The organism is Parasphingorhabdus sp. DH2-15, from assembly GCF_051668705.1.
GTDB lineage: Bacteria > Pseudomonadota > Alphaproteobacteria > Sphingomonadales > Sphingomonadaceae > Alterisphingorhabdus.
In genome coordinates, this window is sequence record NZ_CP196351.1 from 2,730,169 (window position 1) to 2,750,102 (window position 19,934).

Annotated in this window: 19 protein-coding genes; 9 read left to right on the forward strand and 10 right to left on the reverse strand. The window is 47.4% G+C overall.

Features of this window, described 5'->3' with window-relative positions; all coding sequences use genetic code 11:
- Nucleotides 1–70: 70 nt before the first annotated feature.
- Both ACR9YC_RS12725 and ACR9YC_RS12730 read left to right on the forward strand, forming a co-directional pair.
- Nucleotides 71–541: a hypothetical protein gene (locus tag ACR9YC_RS12725; RefSeq protein ID WP_438728233.1), complete on the forward strand. Its 471-nt coding sequence runs from the start codon at nt 71–73 to the stop codon at nt 539–541.
- Nucleotides 542–688: 147 nt separating this feature from the next.
- A complete protein-coding gene (locus ACR9YC_RS12730) occupies nt 689–1,555 on the forward strand; it encodes a hypothetical protein (RefSeq protein WP_438728235.1) in 867 nt (288 codons plus the stop codon).
- On the opposite strand, the gene ACR9YC_RS12735 is transcribed toward ACR9YC_RS12730, so the two are convergent.
- Nucleotides 1,541–2,077 carry a hypothetical protein gene (locus ACR9YC_RS12735; RefSeq protein WP_438728237.1) on the reverse strand — a complete coding sequence of 179 codons (537 nt, stop codon included), beginning with the start codon at nt 2,075–2,077 and terminating at the stop codon, nt 1,541–1,543. The two genes, ACR9YC_RS12730 and ACR9YC_RS12735, sit on opposite strands and share 15 nt — an antisense overlap.
- A 282-nt stretch (nt 2,078–2,359) precedes the next feature.
- On the opposite strand from ACR9YC_RS12735, the gene ACR9YC_RS12740 reads away from it, so the two are divergent.
- Entirely contained in the window at nt 2,360–2,929 is a 570-nt protein-coding gene (locus ACR9YC_RS12740; protein WP_438728238.1) for a recombinase family protein, read from the forward strand.
- A gap of 6 nt (nt 2,930–2,935) precedes the next feature.
- Here the strand turns inward: ACR9YC_RS12740 and ACR9YC_RS12745 are convergent, their stop codons facing one another.
- From ACR9YC_RS12745 to ACR9YC_RS12765, 5 genes are all read right to left on the reverse strand, one after another.
- Nucleotides 2,936–3,196, reverse strand: coding sequence for a hypothetical protein (locus ACR9YC_RS12745; RefSeq protein WP_438728240.1), 261 nt, complete (start codon nt 3,194–3,196; stop codon nt 2,936–2,938).
- Between the two features lie 69 nt (nt 3,197–3,265).
- Nucleotides 3,266–3,898, reverse strand: a complete 633-nt coding sequence (locus ACR9YC_RS12750) for a hypothetical protein (protein ID WP_438728242.1) — start codon at nt 3,896–3,898, stop codon at nt 3,266–3,268.
- Nucleotides 3,899–3,986: 88 nt separating this feature from the next.
- Nucleotides 3,987–4,283, reverse strand: coding sequence for a hypothetical protein (locus ACR9YC_RS12755; protein WP_438728244.1), 297 nt, complete (start codon nt 4,281–4,283; stop codon nt 3,987–3,989).
- 1 nt (nt 4,284) lies between these two features.
- Nucleotides 4,285–4,818 (reverse strand): antirestriction protein ArdA, encoded by a 534-nt coding sequence (locus tag ACR9YC_RS12760; RefSeq protein ID WP_438728246.1) that lies wholly within the window; start codon nt 4,816–4,818, stop codon nt 4,285–4,287.
- A 302-nt stretch (nt 4,819–5,120) separates the two neighbouring features.
- The gene (locus ACR9YC_RS12765; RefSeq protein ID WP_438728248.1) at nt 5,121–7,352 is read right to left on the reverse strand and encodes a restriction endonuclease; all 2,232 of its coding nucleotides are present in this window, start codon (nt 7,350–7,352) and stop codon (nt 5,121–5,123) included.
- Between the two features lie 309 nt (nt 7,353–7,661).
- On the opposite strand from ACR9YC_RS12765, the gene ACR9YC_RS12770 reads away from it, so the two are divergent.
- Nucleotides 7,662–7,829 carry a hypothetical protein gene (locus ACR9YC_RS12770; RefSeq protein ID WP_438728250.1) on the forward strand — a complete coding sequence of 56 codons (168 nt, stop codon included), beginning with the start codon at nt 7,662–7,664 and terminating at the stop codon, nt 7,827–7,829.
- A gap of 246 nt (nt 7,830–8,075) precedes the next feature.
- Here ACR9YC_RS12770 and ACR9YC_RS12775 read toward each other — a convergent pair whose 3' ends face one another.
- On the reverse strand, nt 8,076–8,891 hold the full coding sequence (locus ACR9YC_RS12775) for a tyrosine-type recombinase/integrase (RefSeq protein WP_438731836.1): 816 nt from the start codon (nt 8,889–8,891) through the stop codon (nt 8,076–8,078).
- Between ACR9YC_RS12775 and ACR9YC_RS12780 the strand changes: the two genes are divergently transcribed.
- Entirely contained in the window at nt 8,775–9,440 is a 666-nt protein-coding gene (locus ACR9YC_RS12780; RefSeq protein WP_438731936.1) for a hypothetical protein, read from the forward strand. The two genes, ACR9YC_RS12775 and ACR9YC_RS12780, sit on opposite strands and share 117 nt — an antisense overlap.
- Before the next feature lie 163 nt (nt 9,441–9,603).
- Here ACR9YC_RS12780 and ACR9YC_RS12785 read toward each other — a convergent pair whose 3' ends face one another.
- Nucleotides 9,604–12,027: an ankyrin repeat domain-containing protein gene (locus ACR9YC_RS12785; RefSeq protein WP_438728252.1), complete on the reverse strand. Its 2,424-nt coding sequence runs from the start codon at nt 12,025–12,027 to the stop codon at nt 9,604–9,606.
- Nucleotides 12,028–12,287: 260 nt separating this feature from the next.
- Here ACR9YC_RS12785 and ACR9YC_RS12790 point away from each other — a divergent pair, with 260 nt between their 5' ends.
- Entirely contained in the window at nt 12,288–13,148 is an 861-nt protein-coding gene (locus ACR9YC_RS12790) for a hypothetical protein (RefSeq protein WP_438728254.1), read from the forward strand.
- A 28-nt stretch (nt 13,149–13,176) separates the two neighbouring features.
- On the opposite strand, the gene ACR9YC_RS12795 is transcribed toward ACR9YC_RS12790, so the two are convergent.
- Nucleotides 13,177–13,350 carry a hypothetical protein gene (locus tag ACR9YC_RS12795; protein WP_438728256.1) on the reverse strand — a complete coding sequence of 58 codons (174 nt, stop codon included), beginning with the start codon at nt 13,348–13,350 and terminating at the stop codon, nt 13,177–13,179.
- Between the two features lie 273 nt (nt 13,351–13,623).
- Between ACR9YC_RS12795 and phhA the strand changes: the two genes are divergently transcribed.
- Together phhA and ACR9YC_RS12805 are read left to right on the forward strand one after the other, a co-directional pair.
- A complete protein-coding gene (phhA, locus tag ACR9YC_RS12800; protein ID WP_438731839.1) occupies nt 13,624–14,514 on the forward strand; it encodes a phenylalanine 4-monooxygenase in 891 nt (296 codons plus the stop codon).
- Complete coding sequence (locus ACR9YC_RS12805) at nt 14,511–15,677, forward strand: epoxide hydrolase family protein (protein WP_438728258.1); 1,167 nt, start codon at nt 14,511–14,513, stop codon at nt 15,675–15,677. Before phhA ends, ACR9YC_RS12805 begins: the two co-directional genes overlap by 4 nt.
- A gap of 12 nt (nt 15,678–15,689) precedes the next feature.
- On the opposite strand, the gene ACR9YC_RS12810 is transcribed toward ACR9YC_RS12805, so the two are convergent.
- A complete protein-coding gene (locus tag ACR9YC_RS12810; protein ID WP_438728260.1) occupies nt 15,690–17,669 on the reverse strand; it encodes an alpha/beta fold hydrolase in 1,980 nt (659 codons plus the stop codon).
- A 133-nt stretch (nt 17,670–17,802) separates the two neighbouring features.
- Here ACR9YC_RS12810 and pabB point away from each other — a divergent pair, with 133 nt between their 5' ends.
- A complete protein-coding gene (gene pabB, locus ACR9YC_RS12815; protein WP_438728263.1) occupies nt 17,803–19,737 on the forward strand; it encodes an aminodeoxychorismate synthase component I in 1,935 nt (644 codons plus the stop codon).
- The last annotated feature ends 197 nt before the right edge of the window (nt 19,738–19,934 follow it).

Below are 19,934 nucleotides of genomic sequence, written 5' to 3' on the forward strand. Positions count from 1 at the left end.
ATTCAGAAACCCTGTGGATGGATGAAGCAATATAAATTATCTGCGCCATGGCTGCGATATACTCGCATATATGGCGTTATATATTCCCATTACCAATGAGCTAAGACAAAAGCTGATCTCTGAGCGCAAACGCACAGGCATTGGGCCGACGGCTCTAATGCGCGGGACGGCACATGATCCTGAGCGCCCGACAACTCTCAAAGGTCATACAATTTCCCTTTGGCTAAGCGGTAAGATTGTGAGTGCACGCCGCAGTCAGCTTGATTATGTATTGGAAAGATGGGCGGCGCTGCCAGATGCAGATCAAGCATCAGCGCGTAGACCGCAAGAGCGCGTAACTCTCACCGATGAACATCTGAGCATAATAGATGAAGCTTGGTCCGACGGCTTGTTGCCAGACAAAGTCTTGCAGCATCCCGATGCGCCCGATGGATTAAATGCCGCCATTATTCGCACATGGAAAGATCGGCGCATTAAATCGGCTGCAAAAACCTATCTCGACTTCGTCATGGCGCAGTGCGCAAAGGCTTCCGTTGAATAGATAAAATTTGAGCTAAATTTGCTTCAAATGCGAGCATTTCCATAATCTTTTTTAAGACTTTCTCTATATAATTTAATGAGTTGGGAGGACAGTGCGGTTTAACCGCCTCCTAAAGCAAAACAGAATAAGAGTTATGGAGTCTGACACATGGTCGGATTATTTCTTCAAAGTATGAACAATCCTTTTGCCAGAGTAGAAGCGGGTCAAGACCATGTTGATTATACGCAATTTGATGGCGCAAGAGCATTTGACACAATGGGTTTTGCAGATAGTGCTGGCGCAGCAAATGGCCGTGCGGGAACACAAGAAGTTGATGGCAATAAATTAGAAGAAAAAGAGCTTTTGCGCGAAAAGCGTGAAAAGCGCGATAAAACTAATGAATTAATAGAGCTTGGCGTTCAGCTCAGGCAATCACGAAGCGAAAGCGTAACCGTTGGTGGTATTAGCCTCTCTATTGGCGAATGGAAAGATATCAGAGATACGCTTGATGATCCTGGAAAACTGGCGTTACTCAAAGAACAAATGCGTGCCCAAGGCAAAACTGAGGCAGAGATCGACGAGAGCATAGATATCGCCAAAATGGCATCGAATATCGCGGTCAAAAAATACCAAGGCAAACCGCTTACATCTGAAGAGCAAGCGTTCGCAGATAACTTGGAAGACGACCCTGCAGCCCAGCAACAGTTCAAGAACGTCGCAGAGAACGTTGCAGCCAAAAGCGCTAGCCGATTAGAGAGCGATCGTAGTGTCAGTGAAAATACTAATGCCCTTGCTGCTAGCATAGATGATGAAGCTCAATTTAGGGTGTCTGCAAATGAGAAGTTTTCTCCTATAGAAGTTGAGCGCGCGGAGTTCGTGCGTTCTGGTATTTCTACATCCGATAACCCTTTTGCAAATGTATCGAATGTTAGTTCAGATTTTAATTCGAGTGCGTCTGGAGTTGAAATGGCTGCAGCAGTGCCTTCTACAACTAAAGAACTAGGAGTGTCGCCTGTTGTCTTAACGAACGGTTAAAGTGGCAACATGCTGCGGGAATGCTTGTTTGTGGGCATCTAAAGCATTTTGGAGAACAAGCGGGCGCAAATCCTTGGCATTATTTGTACCAACAACCCCATCAAATCGCGGTTCACTTTTGGCATAAATCTGAAAACCAGCGTCACCTTCTAGACCATTTGTGTCTGGAGCAAGCACAAATGCCACTGGCACGCCCATGTCTATTAGGTCGAGTGCAGCTTTATAGGCTTCTTGTTGAATGATTCGGTTTCCGCCCCATACAACAACGGCAACTTTATCACGTGAGGCATTTGCGGCAACAAAACGTGCACCATTTAATGACAGGTCAGTCGCACCCACATATTGAACCGACAATTCTGTTGCTTGTCTTTTTGGAGCAGAGTCAGTGCTTTCATTGGCGGTTGCTGTATTAGTCTCTGATATGGCAGACTCTTCGGCAGCGCAGGCAGCAACAGGTGTTGCCAACATTGTTGCTGCTAGAAAACTGCCCAAAACTCTTTTTGCCAATGACGTCATTTCCATACCCGTAAACTCTGTGTTTTATAAGCCGACAATAACGACCGTTTTTGTCAAGCTGAGAAGAATAAGGAGAGAGAGCGATTTCGTTATGTTACGAAAAATCTTGAAATAATTGCTTTTTTCTAGTAACTTACATTGAAATCGCAGTGCTGAAATGGTCAGCCGCAATTGGAAAAGAGCCGCTAGAATTGACTGTGACAAAAACGGTCGTTTTTGACAGATACGGCACAAGCTGTGAGGAACTCTCCGCTATCAATCCAATGTGAGAACCTGCGTAAAAATGACATGGCCACTAAAGCAAATAAGCGGATTGGATATGCGCGGGTATCAAGCACTGATCAGTCGCTAGAATTGCAATTGGATGCATTGGCCAAGGCCGAGTGTGATCACATTTTCAGCGATGATGGTATTTCAGCCATCGCGCGATCGCGGCCAGGATTTGAGAATGCGCTTCGCCATCTTGAGCAAGGCGACACACTCGTGCTCTGGAAGATGGATCGCGCGTTCCGATCACTGCGTCATGCGCTTGATGTCTTCGAGGACTTTGAAGAACGCGGTATCGAGTTTTTGGTTTTGACCGAAGGCATCGACACAACAACGCCCATGGGCAAATGCTTCTTTCAAATCCGTAACTCTTTTGCCGAATTAGAGCGCTCGCTTATCTCAGAACGCACCAAGGCTGGGCTCGAGGCGGCGCGTTTGCGCGGAAAACGCCTTGGACGCCCTCCAAGCCTGTCTGCGCAGCAGATAGTGGAGATAAAGGCGCGATGCCTAGCAGGGGAAAGTATGGCCATGATTGCCGATAGATGCAGGTTAAGCACACGCACATTATACCGCGCCATAAGCAAGTCATAATAACGACTAACGTCGTAAGTGATTAAATGCCTTCCAAGCAGCGCTACCTGCATAATAACCAATAATTACAGAACTAGTAGCTATACCAGCAGTTAACATTGCTGAAGCCCCATAAGTTATTGCCAAACCACCTGAAGAAACTGCTCCAAAAGCAGCGCCTAGTTCGGCAGATTGTTTAAGTGACTTTTTAGAGTTGGAGTTATTAGCATTATTAGATACTAATGGCCAATCAATGACCTTATGGAAATTATTAATTAAATTGTTCATTTTGCACCTTTGATTTTATAAAAAATATACTTAAAATTTTATTATCGTGCAAATATTGTTTTTATTTATTTAAGAGGGATCTCCGATAAAGTCCCGAATTCCTTGATGTATTGCAATTGCCGCAATGCTATAGCTAAATAAGTAAGTTGATGGTATTAGAGTGTTTGCGGCGGCTATACCAGCACCAAAGGTTGTTGAAAACGCACCCCGTAATAAGTCTCTTTTTCTAGCTTTCTTATCTTTTTTGTCAACTTTTCGAACTTTAGGCACTTCTGAAATTAAATGATTTTGTAAGCCCTCAAAATATAACTTAATGTCTGTTATACTAAACTTATGTAATTTATTGTTTGATTTTTCATATGAGGCGATTAAACGCATAACATCATTTTTGCTCATGCCAAAATTATCTGCCAGAGATTTTTCTAATTCTGATACTTCCGAACCATTAGTCAATTTTTTAATAATATCATCAGTGTTTTTATTTTTGTTTAAATCAGATTCTATATTTTCAATGTTGTCATTAATCAACTTTTGTAGTTTTGGATTATTTAAACTTAATATTAGTTTCAAATAACTAAGTTTCAATTCATTGCTTGCTACTTTGGTACTGGGAGAGCCCTTCAAGTACCTTTTAATTGCTTTGTTATAATTACGAATAGCATAAAAATATTCTTGCAAATCTTTTTGATTTATATAGGGCATTAGGTCTCTCCAAAATATTAGCATAAACATTAAAACTATATTTTACATATAAATATATCAATAGATAGCAAAGATAATTAATTTATCATTAGAACAGATCATATTGCTTAATCTTCTCACTATATTGCTGCCATTCTGGCTTCTTAACTTCCTTATCAAGCCACGCCATAACGAATGCTATCACATCGCCACCTTGCGCCTCTACATGGCCAGGCTTATGATAATGGGACAGATAACCTGTTTCTGTTATTGGCAATGGCGCAGCCTTTGGCACTACAGATTTAACCTCCAGCCAAGCGATCATATCAAACTCTAATGGCTTATAGGTCACTTCAATCTCTATATCTTGCCATATGAGGTGATAGTTTTGTGATGCACTGCTCATATCAATGCGCCCAAAAGACATGAACTTGATCATGGCTTGTTTCAATGGTCATCACATCACTAATCGCCATGTCACGCGCCATAGCTTCATAATCTATATAATAGGCCAAATTGTCGGGTATATTCTGACCGCTTTGTTCGGTTACTTCACGGGCAAAATCAGATAGGCTTTCATATTCTCCCGCATAATGATCTTCTATCGCTTTTTGGGCATCATCTAAATTACTATAATAGGATAATAGCTCCCCGCCCAATGCGCCCTGTTCAGCAATAAAAGCCGCTATCTTGGAAATTTCATCAAAACCCTCATATTCGGATAGTGAATATCCTTCAAAACCTTCATAATCATGGATAGCCCATTCTTCCGCGCCCGATATGGGCGAGGCGTTCAGCATATCCTTCGCCGCACCCCATATGTCGTATGGGTCTTGGTCGGCATCAATCCAGCATCCGTGCAGTATGCCATTATTATAAGCCTCCAGACAGGCCACATAGATTCTGATGTCTCCTTCTTGGTTTTGATCTTGTCCTTCCATTTCAATCCTCCTTGGGGGTTGGGTTCGCATATGAACCCTTGCCCTTCGGCGAGAATGGGGGTGGCAAGTGCAAGGAGGCTCCGAACGAGGGTCCGCGCAGCGCAGGCGCATGGGTGGATACGTTTGGATGCCTTGCACGCGCCAGGGGCAACGCCCCTTAGCTCTTAAAGTCGAGAAAACGCGCTGCCGCATGGCAGCACAAGACACGCATCAGGGATCTTCACCCGAATGGGCTGAGACAGCGCAAGCGGCTCAGTCGGCAAAGCCGATAGAGCCTGCCCGGATGCCCAGGATTTCTGCTATTAGTCTTTGATTAAAGTACCGAATATTGACCGTATTTCATCGTTGCCTTCGATTTGATGACTGCTTTTTTTAGATACAGGGTGATAAGATCCTTCAGGTTCCATTCGGCCTTCGGACATTAGATCATCACGGCGCCGATCGATTTCTCGTGCTACATTCAAAGTAGGATATTTTCGACTCCGCATAAAAGAGGTCAAATTTTCTTCAAACTCATCTAGTTCCGCGACATTATCGCAATGGTGCATTTCATCATCAAGGTTTTGCTCAAGGCTCGCCATGGCCGCATGACTAGCTTCTGTGGCTAGTTCGCCATCATCACCATAGCTATGCAGAGCATCATCAAGGCTTTGAATATCTTCAAAACTGAGCTCATTTGCAGAGTCGATCAAAAGAGCTGCGGTTGATTGCATAATGACAGTTCGAAATCGCTGCTCAACTTCCCAAGGCAAGGTAACACTTATAGTCTTTTCTAAGAGGGCACACGCGGCACCCACCTCATCGCTCTCCATCGAACTGCTTTCAAATTCGTCGATAGCGTGTTCAAGTCGAACTATAAATGGTGCGTAGTCTATTTCAGTGCAGAAATCAGCCAGCATATCAATGCGATCATAACGATCACCGAAATCAGCAGATTTCATCCGGTCAAATGCCTCAACCCATTTATCAGCAAGAGCCGATTTCTCTGCTTCCGTGGGATCGGTAGACAAAAAAACTGACCAGAGTTCTTTTATTTCTGCAACGGTCTCGATGTACGGCAAGATCAGTGGGATTAGATTATCGTTAATGACAACAGATTGGAGAAAGTCTCGTAGGCCAGGATTAACAAAGATAGCGAAATCATGCACCACGCCTAGCACCGAGCCATCAAGGGTCTTGAAAGTTGACCGAAAACTCGCCTCCAAATTGGCCGGATGGATATTGATACCCAATGATTCACTGACTCTCTTATAGCTTGCCTTGAGAGCTTTCACTGAGGCCGATCTACCATTGACGAACAGTGCAAGCATTAGAGCTTGTCCTGCCTCTTCTATATGTTGTCGATAAGGCCGCTCCCAGATCACTTGAGGGTTATCGAGAGCGTCTTCGATGACTTGAGTGATTGGTTCTTCGGCATTTGATAGGAAATCGCTTTGTGTAATCCGTTCTATAATCCGTGGACTAAAGTTTTCGTGGTCAATGATTTTCAAGTAGAAATCTTCGGATAAAACCGCTGCTTTTTGGTCAGAGGAAAGATTGGAAAAACTGAGATGATTGTATAAGATTTTAGCTTTGACGCCGCGAGTATATTGATCGACGTTCAAAACATATTCTCGGGCATTGATCTGGTCTGAAGATAGGCGCGATGCAAGCTCGCGTGCTTGAGCAAGGATGTAGTCACGTGTCGTCAATATGAATCTTAAATTAGCATGCGCTGCTATTCTTGAGAGCAAAGGTGGCAGACGAGTATCAACACTACGCACATGATCATTTGACAGCCTAACTTGTCCTAGAAAATCATCTAGCAAGATAAGGCGTTTCTCATTCTTGTCTGCGACAGTGAGAGCTTCTTGTAGCGAGTCTACTGCATAAATATTCCACCCTTGTTCTGCATGGAGCCACAGCAGCATTCTAGCCAAAGTGGTTTTACCTACACCGGGCGGTCCCTCAATAATGAGCGTGCCGTTTTGTTGAAGCATTTGCTCGGCATCACTAACGCTCTTGTTTTTCACGAATTTGGGTATCATTTCTTTAATGATATCCATTTCAGCAGCAGTGCGATTATAAACGCCGCTATGCAGTATCCGTTCAAGCACTGCCGTGCTGCTAAGCCATAGCTTAAAATTCTGTCGCTCTATCGACTCATATTTCCGTAAAAGATTGTTGAGTTCGCTTTGCCCCAAAATGTCATTTTTTGCTAGAGGAACGCCTTTCATCGCTTCAACGATTTTGTCTTTACGATCAGGTGTAAGAGACACAGACGTAGCTAGGATATAGCGAGTTGGTTGAAGGCGGATGGCTTTTGCCGCTTCTTTTTTGACCGTACGCAAAAGACCATCGAAACCAGAGCCAAGATAATGTTTGGCTTGAATAATTATTTTGTCAGGCCCGTTAAGGTAACGTGCGTCTATGCCTTGATCCCTACCAGGCCCAAAGCTTTCCAGTTTGACGCCCCAATCAGCTTGTAAGAGGTCGCGGACTAATTCCTCAAAGTCGATATCTGAAAGCGTATGAAAATCGTATGTAGCTGCCATGCTTGATAATATCCGATATTCCTGCTTTCGGTAGTTATTGGGCTTCCAACTATAAGCACTTTCACTTTGTTTTCACAGTGCAAATTAAAGGGTTTTCATTGAATCTAGTTTAGACGCCTCAATCGCGTCCTTTTGCCGGGTCGTTCTAGCCCAGCAATCAAACCTCATACCATCAAGCGGCAAGCCGCTGCTTCTCTGATCGTTACGCTTCTTGTGAAGGGGCGAATGATGGCGGTGTGCTGACTGGTCCTTGTTGATCTCCCACAAAGGCCGCGCTGGTTGCGGTCTTGCAAAACAGGGAGGTCAAATATGAAAGATCAATTCAATATCGCAGCACTTGCAACTTTATCAAAAACCGAGCTTTTAGCGCTGCTGGCCAATCTGCAAAGCCAGCTTAATGTTTCAACTTCTGACGCAGAGCATGCATGTATCAAGGCGCGACTTAACAAAATCTCGCATGCCCTCACTCTCAAATAAGGTGAGGCGCTGGCCTGCAGTATTTTGCAAATTAGGAACAACAAGAACCCCAACGTTAAAAACAGAGTTAAGGTCGCCAGCGGCGAACTCTGTTGCTTTTGGGGGCGCGAAACGTGAGGGCGTTTGAGGCTCTGCACGCCTTATACCCAAGTTCGCTTTAAGCCGAGATCACAAACGAGAAGCACCAGCGGTGCTTTGTGACATCGGCGACGCTTGCGCGTAATCACCGGCTATCGAGCTCGATAGCTAGTTCGGTGCGCGCCGACGCTTTGAGCGACGCGTCTTTGTCGCGTCCTTTGCTTTTATAGATTGCACGGCTTTTGCCTTAGCTTCCAGTTCATCAATCTCAGCATTCATTTCAGTATGCATCGCATCCCAGCCAGTAATGCCCATCAATACACGATCTGCATGTTTGATGGTGTTAACGTGGCCATAGTGCTGCTCAATCATCTTGACAGATGTGCCCATTTGTTGGGCCAGAATATAGACGTCCACGCCAGCCGATAGCCGAAGTGTCGCATAGGTATGACGAAAACAATAAGTCGTGCGCGGCAAGCCATTAGCACCCTCGCGCAACTTGGTATATTCGAACAATTGCTCAACCGTGTCGCGATATAGCCCTTTGGCAGGCTTGCCATTGATAATGGTAAAAACGGCATCATCTGGCTCTGTAGCCTTGGATAGGTCGCGCACCCGGTCGAGATATTTGCCAACGCTTAATGGCGCAATCAGCTTACGCTCTTTGCCTTTTCCGCGCACATCAAGAACAAGAATTTCCTGCCCATCTTTGTCTTTAGCAATGGTTATATCGCGCCAGCGTAAATTCTTAGCCTCTGGCGGTCGCATGCCTGTGTTGCACATAACTAGCATGAAATTATAGCATATGTTGCGATACCAAACCCCTTGCGGAGTTGTCGCCTCCTTGATCCACTTTCGCCCCTTGGTGTGCAGTTTGCGATATTCTTCGAGCGTGAAGGCTTCCCTTCGATTGGTTTTGAGCTTCGGCATACCTTCAAAGCGGTGGCTTGCAGGGATGTAGCGCTTACTAATCGCATAATTCATTATGGCCGCAAGAATGCTCATTTCGATGCGAATGGTGGAATCGCTAATTGGCCGTCCGAAACGGCCCTGGCCATTTTCCCTGCGCCAAAGCGGATAATCGGCCCATTTATCCTGCTTGATCAGGTGAATTTGTGCGCTTCCTATGTAGTTGTTAAGAGGACCATCGACCTTGTTTTTGACGTTGATCGAACGCGCTTGGCTAATCTCGCCAGCGTTGGCTCGGCGCTGTTGCGTATCGGCATATTCCTCCGCCACTTGCAAGAAGGGGCGATTGAATACCGGAACATCGTGCTTCATGCGAAATCGAATGTCGGCATACTCATCCAACGCACGGTCACGAGCAGTCTGTCTGTCTGCGGTGCGGAGAGAGATCGTTTTGTAGCGATCCTCGTTCTGGATTCTAATCCGGCAGTAAAAATTGTCATGCGCGACATCTCCGCGCCTAAAGATAATCAAGCCCGGTTTGATCTTCTCTTTATCAATGATGAAGCTCATCTCTTAATTTCCCACTGTGCAGAAACTGTGCAGATTTGCGCCGCAACTGCTTGATTTTTCACACCTGTGTAGGTTCTGTGTGGGTAATTATAACATAAAATATTGTTTATTTATAGATGTTTATTTTAATCTTATCACCCGCTCCAGTATTTTCGAAATAAAATCAGAAAACCGCCACTGGCGAAACCCATATACTATGGTCTATGCAAGATCTTATTCAGGGTTTTTCAGCGGTTATCAATTCAGCTTTTGTCATACCGCCATATTTACGCAAAAGTGCGGCGGCGTCTTTGAACAATCCCCGAATATTATTTCTGACTTTGGCGTTTGATCGAGAAATCGCATAATCTAGAACTGTCATTCCATCATTAATGAATACGTTTGGGTTTCCGCCAGCCTCTAATAAGGCTGTTATCATATGTAAGTCTTCACTGTAGAGAAGGCGGGTCATCGCGACTTCTAAGGGGAGACGATCAATACTATCAGGTTGATTTGGATCTGCACCATAATCCAAAAGCAGCTGCACGGAATTTTTCCCATGCTGAATACAGGTGTTCAGCGCCATATCATCTGAGGGAAATCGAGCTTGCTTAGCCTCCCCTCCGACTTGGCGTGGGCGGTACCCAAGTTTTAAATAATATTCCAGAACCCCTGTGCCCTGACGCGCCGTCCAAAAACAAAGCTGTTGCAAGAAATGATCGCCACTTAGACCGGTTTTATCAGGACGTCCCCCAAATTCCAGAGCCAGTTCTATAGCATCAAGATTTGTGTGTTTTCGATAATCAAAAAGCGCATTACGTAATGGTGAGTCCCATTCAGAATTCAAATATTCAATGTTCGATCTTTCTATGACACTTTTTATAATATCGGTATTTCCGATGTTGAATGCCAAAAGAGTATTTGCAGTTCGCGGACGGTTTTTGAACAATGTATCGACAAAGAGTGAGTGCCAGCTCAACTTAGCCTCGCCACCCACCATCGGATGCACCGGAATATCGGGATCCATGCCATGTGACAGTAACCATTCAACAATGTGATGTTGATTTTCGAATATAGCGGCGGTTAATGCACTTTCGCCATGCCCCCGCATTAATCCGCCAGACTCTTCGATTAGCTGGCGTGTTTTTTCAAGGTCACCTGCTTTTATTACATCATATAATTTGGCAGCTTCCGACAAGGATTTTTCGATCAGCATGCTTACTGTTGACCGGTCCTGTCCTTTGACCGCAAATATCAATTTATCAAAATCCGATCCTGACAAACGATGCAACGAATGCCCTTCCAGCACCAACAATATTAAAATGTCGTCAGAAAAATATGCATTTGCCGCTCTCCAGGCTTCCTCTTCGCGACGAGATCGAGACTCTACCCGAGCAACTTTCGGTATAAGCATACGCACTATATCGCCCAAGCCATTAGCGGCAGCTATCTGTACGAGGGATAATCCTGCACTTTTGCGATTAGCAAAATTGTTTTGATGGTGATTTGCGTCAGCACCATATTCCAACAGCAGTTTGAGTAACCCGCTTGACTTCTGATGCACTGCAATGAGCGCCGCTTCTCCAAGTGCCTCTTTATCTTTTTCAAAAGAAAGAATAGGCAACATTAGATCGGATCGTCCTAAAGCAGTGGCAACCGAAATGGGGCGGCCATAAAGAGGCATATCATTAGTGAAGTTACGTGGTTGCACTCTATCAATTGGCTGTAAGCTTTTACTGCGCTGATCATGTTCGGCGCCAGCCTCTAGCAAAAGAGAAACAGCATTAGCGTTGCCGCCAATAAGGGCAATATTCAGGACAGTGGGGCACTCTTCGCAGGACAGATTGGGGTCAGCACCTGCATTGATGAGAATTTTCACCAAATCCGCATCGCCGCGCATGGCCGCCCAAGACAATGCGGACATATCCCAATCATCAAGAACATTTGGATTAGCACCATCTGAAAGATACTGTTTTGTGGCAGTAACGTCACCCATTCTCGCAGCAGACGATAATGAAGATGGAGATTTCAGATTTCTGGTTGCTTCAATCCAATCAGATATTGATAGATAATTTGAGCGTTTAACTTTCTTATCAGTACTGTCAGTCTGTTCCGGCTTTTGCCGGCATAAGTCTGGATATGGAAATTGCGGATCATTAACCAAAGCCTGATTATAGCGTGCTGCATAGTTTAGATAGACATCTCGCCAAGCGACATCTCCTCTCCCCCCAATTGCATCGCTAAAAAATATATTGGATTCAATCAGGGAATCGGGTGGATCTATCAAACATATTATTCCGGGGCGCAACGATCCAGCCCACGCATGTGTTATTTCTAGAAACAATACCTTGCCATCTTTAACCGCTTTTTGCGCTTCGGCAATCGGGTCTTTGGTCCGTAGATCTTCAACCCCTTTGGCGAAGGGTTCTCCCAGACACTTGCGCTCATCCACAGTTAACAATTCTGTTGATGATAAATCCAGAGCGCACTTTTCAGTAAAAGTAATTGCAAGTTTCTGCGCATTAGCAGCCAAAATTTTTTTATCTGTATCTGGAGTTTTCTGCTGTAAAGGAGCAGCGATTGCGAGGTTCGAAATTGAAAACAAGCAAAAGAAAAGCAGAATGGCTTTGGTACGGATGGCCTGTATGTACTTAATATTCATACTATGATTTATCCGGTTAATGGCTTTTGCAATCAGCTTTCAAATATTTAAGTTACTCTCAATAACAAAATAGCGCCTATCTTAAAAATCCGCAAATACATAAGCGATTATAGCTATCGGAAAGTTTCTGAAGGCGGTTGAAAGAATCCGTCCCGAGAGAGCCATCATCTACTCTGAGGTGACTGCAATCATATCGACAAATGCCTCACATTTATATTATATACAGCCTATAAATATGTCTGCGTTGAAAGGGAATTGTGATGCGCAAATATGCCGGTTTAGCCATTTTGGGCGCGCTGCTTCTGTCTGCCTGTGACCAGCAAGATGTGAGCGAAGGCGATAATGCGGGTGCACAAGAAGCAGATATCTTTGGCAGCAAAGGCCTAGGCCATGATGGCGGCGATGCCGCAACACGCGCCGAAATCTCTTTTGATGGAGACTTCACCGCGGGCCAATCGCAACAGGTGACGCTGCGCCTGGTAGATAAAGTTACAGGCGACCCTTTAGGGCCTGATGACATTGCCATTGCCCACACCAAAAAGGTGCATCTGCTGATCATCGACAAAAGCCTGTCAGATTATCATCATATCCACCCTCTTCCCGGCAAAAACCTTGGCGAATGGGTGTTCGATTTTGCGCCTCGGCTTTCCACCAATTATCGCGTCTGGGCCGATATTGTGCCCGTTAATGGCAATCAGGAATATGTCGGCGCGATTATCAATGCAGGAAATGAAGCCGCAAAAACCCCTGACACAGCAGAGGTTTTGGAAGTGACAAGTGATGGACTGAATTTCAGCCTGTCATTTGACGGTCCATTAAAGGCCGGAGAAAATGTGATAGGCAGCGTTTCCATCAAGGATGCAAGCACACAAGAACCATTCACGCAGTTAGAGCCCATCATGGGGGCGTTCGGCCATGTAGTCGCTTTTGCTGGGGATTGGGACTCGATTGAACATGTCCATCCACGTGGGCCAGAACCCACATCTGATGATGAGCGCAGCGGACCGGTGTTAACCTTCCATATGCGCCCAGCGAAAAGCGGAACGATGAAGATATTCGTGCAAACACAGGTGAATGGCAAAGATGTATTCGCGCCATTCACCGTGCAGGTTGTTGAGTAAGATAAGCCGTATTTATCGGCTTCTGCGCCTAGCTGGCGCCGATTTTTGCGGCCACTTCCTCGACGCTGCCCACAACCAGCAGAGGTGAACCGCCGACCATGCCGACATTGGTCTGGCCATTTTCACCAGTGCGCAGCCACGCAATATTATCGACCACAACCATATAGTCACCGCCGCGCGAATCGAGTTTAACAAGCTTCATTGATTGTCTCCTGACCCGATATATATAGCCGGCAGACCTCTTTTTTGGATTAATGCCCCGCAAAATATGGTGCTGTTGCGCTAAGGTTTGGCACTTTTTGGAGATGTGCGCGTAAGAAACTTATACGCAAACGCAACTTTTTGCCCTATATTACATGTTCACTAACACTCTCGGGGCCAGAGCCTCACTAGATTTTAGGCCGTTATGGAACAGCTATTGATAGACCCTACCGCCGATTGCACCGCCGATATTGACGTATCGGTTATCCCTGACCTGCCTGCGGATACCTTTGTTGCGCCGCTGACCAAACCGGCGCATCTGGGTGAGGATTGGTTAGAGCCTGAACAGCGCACATATAGCAGCGCCGAGCATCATATCTGGGATGATCTTTTTGCGCAGCAGATGGAATTGCTGCCTGGCCGCGCATGCAACGCCTATATAGACGGACTAAAAAGACTTGATCTTGGTCGTGGCGGTGTGCCGGATATGGGGGCAATGAGCGAAGAATTGCGCAGTATGACTGGCTGGGAAGTGGTGCCCGTACCCATGCTGATCCCCGACCATGTGTTTTTCTATCATCTGGCCAATCGGCGTTTTCCTGCGGGCAATTTTATCCGCACGCGGGAGAATTTTGACTATATTCAAGAGCCAGATGTGTTCCATGATGTGCTTGGCCATGTGCCGATGCTGACCGATCCGGTCTTTGCAGATTATATGGCAGCTTATGGCCGTGCGGGCTGGAAAGCGCTGCATCATAATCGCCTTAAAGCGCTTAGTGCACTTTACTGGTATACAGTGGAATTTGGTCTTATCCGTGAAGAGGGTGAACTGCGCTCTTATGGTGCGGGTATTATGGCTGGCCCTGCCGAACTGGTCTTTGCCACAGGTGCTCGCTCCCCCAACCGTATCCATCTTGATGTCGACCGCGTCATGCGCACCGATTATGTTATCTCCGATCTGCAACCGACCTATTTTGTCATCGACAGTTTTCAAGAGCTGTATGACATGACCGTGGCGCGCAATTTTGATGATCTATATGCCGCTTTGGCACCTGGCTTTACCTATGCCAATCAGGCGGTTCTGGACAGTGATACGGTTTATCATGTCGGCACACAGGAATATGCCCTGCGCGGCGGCGGTGGTTCGGGCGCGGCCCCTGTATGAGGACAGGCAAGGCCCGCCCTTTTAGCGTTGCCATTGCGCAGCATGATATTGATGAGCTGAAACGGCGCCTTAGCCATGCACGTCTGCCAGAACGCGAGCTTCTGCCCAGCGATGGAGATACTCACTCTGAATGGGATCAAGGCGTGCCATTAGCTGTGGTGCAGCAGTTTCTGGATTATTGGCGCGATACATATGACTGGCGCCAGTGCGAAGCCAGACTGAATGCCCATCCGCAATATATGATGGAGGTGGACGGCCTCGACATATATTTCCTGCATATCCGTTCCCCGCATGAGAACGCCCGGCCACTGCTCCTGACCCATGGTTGGCCGGGATCAATATTGGAATTTATTGACGTTATCACTGCTTTTACGCACCCAGAAGATCATGGCGGAACGGAAGAAGATGCCTATCATCTTATCATTCCATCCCTACCCGGTTATGGCTTTTCTGGTAAACCGGCCCGCGCCGGATGGGATATTGAACGGATCGCGACTGCATGGGACGCGCTGATGCGCGCGCTGGGATATGATCGCTATTTTGCTCAAGGCGGTGACTGGGGTTCGGTTGTAACCACCGAAATGGCGGTGCAAAATCTCGGCGGCCTAGCGGCATTTCACAGCAATATGGTCTTGGCACCGCCTGATACCGCTAATCTGGCCAATGCCAGCGATGCAGAAAAGGCCGCATTGGCTAGGCTGCAATGGTATAAGCAGCATGATAATGGCTATGCCAAAATCCAGCAAACACGCCCGCAAACCCTGGGCTATGCACTGGCCGACTCACCTATTGGACAAATGGCGTGGATCTTGGAAAAATTCCGCAACTGGTCCGATGTTGGCGACGATATTGCCAGCGGTTTTGATATGGACCATCTGCTCGACAATATCTCGCTTTATTGGTTCACCAATTCGGGGGCATCTTCTGCGCGTTTATATTGGCACAGCTTTGGCAAGGGCAAAATGGAGCCCATAAACGTCCCCATGGGTGGCAGCATTTTCCCCAAAGAATTGTTCCAGACATCGCGCCGTTGGGCAGAAAAGCGCTATTCTAACATTATTCACTGGAACGTACTGGACAAAGGCGGGCATTTCGCAGCGTTTGAACAACCCGATATCTTTGTCCAAGAAGTCCGTTCCTGCTTTGCAAAAGCTGTTCTCTAAGCCACATCGCGGCTATTTACTATCTTCAACCAAACCCAATTGCGTTTCTACAAATTCGGCCTGACGACGATAATAGAAAAGGCGATTGGCAATTTTGCGCCAGCCATGCCCTTCATCAGGGATGCGGATAAAAGGTGCATCAATGCCATTGGCCCGCAATATCTTCACCATCGTCTCTGTTTCAGCAATGTCGATACGAGGATCTTTTACCCCATGGGAATAGAGCACTGGAACACGAATCTGATCAGCCTGTCGGATAGGAGAATTCACTGCGTAAAAGTCGCGCCATTTCTGCTCACCAATATCCCCATATTCAATACGGTCCGCTGCCTTCAAAGCAGGCGAAGCGACTTCCAATGCGGTGATCCAATCAGCCACACCGAATAAAGATATACCTGCAGCGAAGCTCTCAGGATAAGCCGCCAGGACTGCATTGACCATATAGCCGCCATAGCTTCCACCAGCGACAATGGCGCGGTTCGGGTCAACCAGCCCCTTGCTGCCCAAAGCGTCCAGCATATCAACCAGATCACGTACGCTATCCAGACGTTTTTCACGGTCATCCAGTTTTACATATGTGCGGCCAAAACCGGTTGAACCACGCACATTAGGTTCAAACACCGCAACGCCGCGCCCAACATGATATTGCACAATCGGGTCCCAGCTTGCGCGCGATTCAGCGGTGGGCCCGCCATGAACCAAGAACAAAACCGGCGGCGGCTCAGTGCCTGTATTGTCTGGCAAATAGAGCAGGCCCTGTAACATCACGCCGTCACGCGCGGCCATGCGTACCGATTGCGGCGCAACAAGGCTATCCGCATTCAGCCCGGCAAGGTTGGAGCGATAGCTATGCGTTAAAGCCCCATTTGCGATATCAAGCACATACAGATCGCCGGGCCTGTTATACCCGCTGACACGCACCAGCAATTTGCCGCTGTCGCCGGTGCAATCCAGACTGAAAACACCGTCCGGCATTTCAGGTATAGCAACCTTCTGGTCAGTCTCACGGTCATATATGGCCAAGGCATCGCGCCCGTTCTGGCCTGCCACCCATGCCAGATAGCGATCATTTGCGCCGCATAATGTTACCCCGCTAATATCTGCTTGTTCGGCGCTTTCAATATCTGAAATCGCGTCGGAAGAGATTGCGTAAAAAGCCAGTCGCTTAAACTCGCGATTCAGGTCCGTGGCGAAATAAAAGCCGCTGCTATCTGCGAGCCAGGCAAAACCGCCATCACCGTGATTGGCCCGCGATTTGGGGGCAGAAATTGTTTTGCGTTCGCCGCTTTCTATGTCGAGAAGGTGCAGATTGTCGCCATCTTCACCAACGGTTTCAGTAATGATGGCAAAGCGGCCATCAGGCGACAGCGACCGTGCGAAATTACCATAGCGCCCTTCATAGACTAGGCGGTCTTCACCGTTCAGGCTGGCGCGGTAGATATCGAAATCGAGGCCATTACGCGCTGTTGACGCATATACAAAAGATTCGCCATCAGCGGCAAAATCACCAAATACGCGGAAAGTGCCGCCTTTTGCTGGGAAAACACGCCGTTCGCTACTGCCATCGCTGGCTATAAAGAAATAGGCCTGTTGCTCATTGCCGTCATTATCTGCCCCGTAAAGCAGCCCTTTACCATCGGGTGACCAGCGGAAAAACCCGATGCCATTGCCGAATGTCAATTGCCTTGGCTGGCCACCGGCAGTAGGCATAGTCCATATCTGCGATGCCCCAGTGATATTGCTGGAAAAAGCGATAGTCTCTCCATCTGGTGAGAGCTGTGCGTCACCCGCGCCATTGGCCAGAAGAAAGCGGCTAATATCGGCAGGCTCATCCCCGGCAAGACCAACACTTATAGCCTCAATTTCTGGCTCAATGGCGTCAATAGAAAGATCTGGGCCTGATGTGCCGCCAAAACTTGCCTCTTTATCCTGTGCAGTTGCCGGCAAGGCAATACATGTTGCTGCAGCAACAGCTATAACAAATCGTAACATATGCAGGCCCTTTGTTTTTTACCGCGTCCTAGCTTAACGACCATTACAGCAATGGCAATTCGTAAAGAGTCTATGCGATCATGTGCAGCCTTTCCCTATATTGTTTTACGCAAGCAGGTTATAGGCTGCGCCTATGGCCGATAATCACTATCACCCAAGCACATTGCCAACAGAAATGATTCCGGTTTCCGGGCCATTTGTGCTGCTTGATGATGCCAGTGGCGGCGGGCCAGCGCGGCTATATACCCAGCCGGAAAATATCATTTGTGCTGAGGCCCGTGAAGAATTGGATAATGCTCTAGCGGCCATTGATACAGCGCGGTGCGGAAACTCTGGAAGGCCACCTCGCCATGTGGCGGGATATTTTGGCTATGAAGCAGGTCTGGCGCTTGAGCCCAAATTGCGCCCGCGTCTCGATGCTTTTCTGTCGCGTAAAAGCAGAGACATGACACCCTTATGCTGGTTTGGTGAATTTGCCGACTATGCCATACTGCCCGCCGACAATATTGATGACTGGTTAGCCGCGCAGCAGGGACCGCATAACGGTCCGGCAGATATGGGGGCATTTGCGACACAGCAAAGTCTGTCGGCATATGACGATCAATTTGCAGATATTATCGAAGCTATTCGCAGAGGGGATATCTATCAGGCCAATCTCACCATTCGCACTCATGCGCATTTTGATAGCTGCCCCATTGCTCTTTACCGCACTTTGCGGCGCTTTGGCGCAGCGCGCTATAGTGCGTTGGTTTATGATGGCACGCATTGGCTGCTCAGCCTTTCACCGGAATTGTTTTTTGCTTGTCACAAGGGCCGCATAACCACGCGACCAATGAAAGGGACATTACGCGCCAACCCCGATCATGCAGGGGATGCAGCGGCGGCGCGGGAATATTTTGCAAGAGACGACAAAAATCGTGCAGAGAATCTTATGATTGTCGATCTGCTGCGCAATGATCTGTCCCGTATTTGCGAGGCTGGCAGTGTCGTTACCAGAGACCTTTTTGCGGTCGAACATTATCCAACGGTTCACCAGATGGTCTCAACAATCTCTGGTCAGATGCAATCAGACATTGGGGCGCAAGATGTTATTCGTGCGCTTTTCCCGTGCGGATCGATAACCGGCGCACCCAAGATTCGCGCAATGGAGCTGATCGACGATATTGAAGCCACCCCGCGCGGGGTCTATTGCGGTGCCATTGGCCGCTTTGATGCTGTCGATCTGGACAAAGCGGCCAATGAGAGTGCTTTAAGCGGTGCCTTTAACGTGGCCATTCGTACCTTGCATTTTGCCCCGCAATCGCAAAGACTGACATTGGGTTTGGGCTCCGGCATTGTTGCAGATTCCAAAGCAGGGCCGGAATGGCGTGAATGTCTGGATAAAGGGGCTTTTGCAATGACAACAGCGCGTAAGGTTGATCTGATTGAGACAATGGCGCTCTATCCAGATAAAGGAATATTGCGGCTTGAGGCCCATTTGGCGCGGATGAAAGCCAGCGCCCAGCAATTGGCCTATCAATTTGACCGACATGCCGCCCGCAATGCCATTCAAGCAGCATGTTTCCACGCCATAAGCCCTGCCAAAATCCGGTTGCTGGTTAGTCGCGACGGCAATTTTGCAATCCAATCCATGCCGCTACAGCCCTTTGATAAGACACCGATACCCGTGCTTATGGCTGATATGCCTGTGGCCAGCAATGACCCGCGCCTAGCGCACAAAACAACTGACCGCGCATTTTACGACGATAGCCGCAGGTGCGCCATGAAGGATAGTGAGGCCGCCGAAGTGATTTTCTTCGATGCCGCGGGTTTCGCTTGTGAAGGAAGTTTCACCCATATCTTTGTGCGCCAAACAGACGCGCCCGAGAAAGGCCCGCAATATCTGACGCCGCCAATATCTCGGGGCATGCTCCCGGGAATTTTGCGCCAAGAGATGCTGGACGATAATAGTGCCGTGGAGCAGGATCTGGACAAGCAGGATATTGCTGTGGCAAGCGTTGATGGCCGATTGTTTCTGGGCAATTCTGTGCGCGGCCTTTTTGCTGTAACCCTGATAAATCGGCATTAACTCGGCACAAATAACCACTCTTGCGCATCGCTATCTTAATATAATCATCGACAATTTGATTGGTTTTGCTGTGACGCCATTCACAGAGATGAAAGTCTATCAAGGCTAAACAGCTAAGGTCAAAGCTGTTTGCATACTAAGCAGGCGTCCTTTTATCCCTTTTGGCCCCCTGTTTTGATCACCGTGTAACCATAACT

Coding starts and splice junctions, on each gene's coding strand:
- ACR9YC_RS12725 (WP_438728233.1), top strand. CDS start 71: ATGGCGTTATATATTCCCATTACCAATGAGCTAAGACAAAAGCTGATC.
- ACR9YC_RS12730 (WP_438728235.1), top strand. CDS start 689: ATGGTCGGATTATTTCTTCAAAGTATGAACAATCCTTTTGCCAGAGTA.
- ACR9YC_RS12735 (WP_438728237.1), bottom strand. CDS start 2,077: ATGGAAATGACGTCATTGGCAAAAAGAGTTTTGGGCAGTTTTCTAGCA.
- ACR9YC_RS12740 (WP_438728238.1), top strand. CDS start 2,360: ATGGCCACTAAAGCAAATAAGCGGATTGGATATGCGCGGGTATCAAGC.
- ACR9YC_RS12745 (WP_438728240.1), bottom strand. CDS start 3,196: ATGAACAATTTAATTAATAATTTCCATAAGGTCATTGATTGGCCATTA.
- ACR9YC_RS12750 (WP_438728242.1), bottom strand. CDS start 3,898: ATGCCCTATATAAATCAAAAAGATTTGCAAGAATATTTTTATGCTATT.
- ACR9YC_RS12755 (WP_438728244.1), bottom strand. CDS start 4,283: ATGAGCAGTGCATCACAAAACTATCACCTCATATGGCAAGATATAGAG.
- ACR9YC_RS12760 (WP_438728246.1), bottom strand. CDS start 4,818: ATGGAAGGACAAGATCAAAACCAAGAAGGAGACATCAGAATCTATGTG.
- ACR9YC_RS12765 (WP_438728248.1), bottom strand. CDS start 7,352: ATGGCAGCTACATACGATTTTCATACGCTTTCAGATATCGACTTTGAG.
- ACR9YC_RS12770 (WP_438728250.1), top strand. CDS start 7,662: ATGAAAGATCAATTCAATATCGCAGCACTTGCAACTTTATCAAAAACC.
- ACR9YC_RS12775 (WP_438731836.1), bottom strand. CDS start 8,891: ATGAATTATGCGATTAGTAAGCGCTACATCCCTGCAAGCCACCGCTTT.
- ACR9YC_RS12785 (WP_438728252.1), bottom strand. CDS start 12,027: ATGAATATTAAGTACATACAGGCCATCCGTACCAAAGCCATTCTGCTT.
- ACR9YC_RS12790 (WP_438728254.1), top strand. CDS start 12,288: ATGCGCAAATATGCCGGTTTAGCCATTTTGGGCGCGCTGCTTCTGTCT.
- ACR9YC_RS12795 (WP_438728256.1), bottom strand. CDS start 13,350: ATGAAGCTTGTTAAACTCGATTCGCGCGGCGGTGACTATATGGTTGTG.
- ACR9YC_RS12805 (WP_438728258.1), top strand. CDS start 14,511: ATGAGGACAGGCAAGGCCCGCCCTTTTAGCGTTGCCATTGCGCAGCAT.
- ACR9YC_RS12810 (WP_438728260.1), bottom strand. CDS start 17,669: ATGTTACGATTTGTTATAGCTGTTGCTGCAGCAACATGTATTGCCTTG.
- pabB (WP_438728263.1), top strand. CDS start 17,803: ATGGCCGATAATCACTATCACCCAAGCACATTGCCAACAGAAATGATT.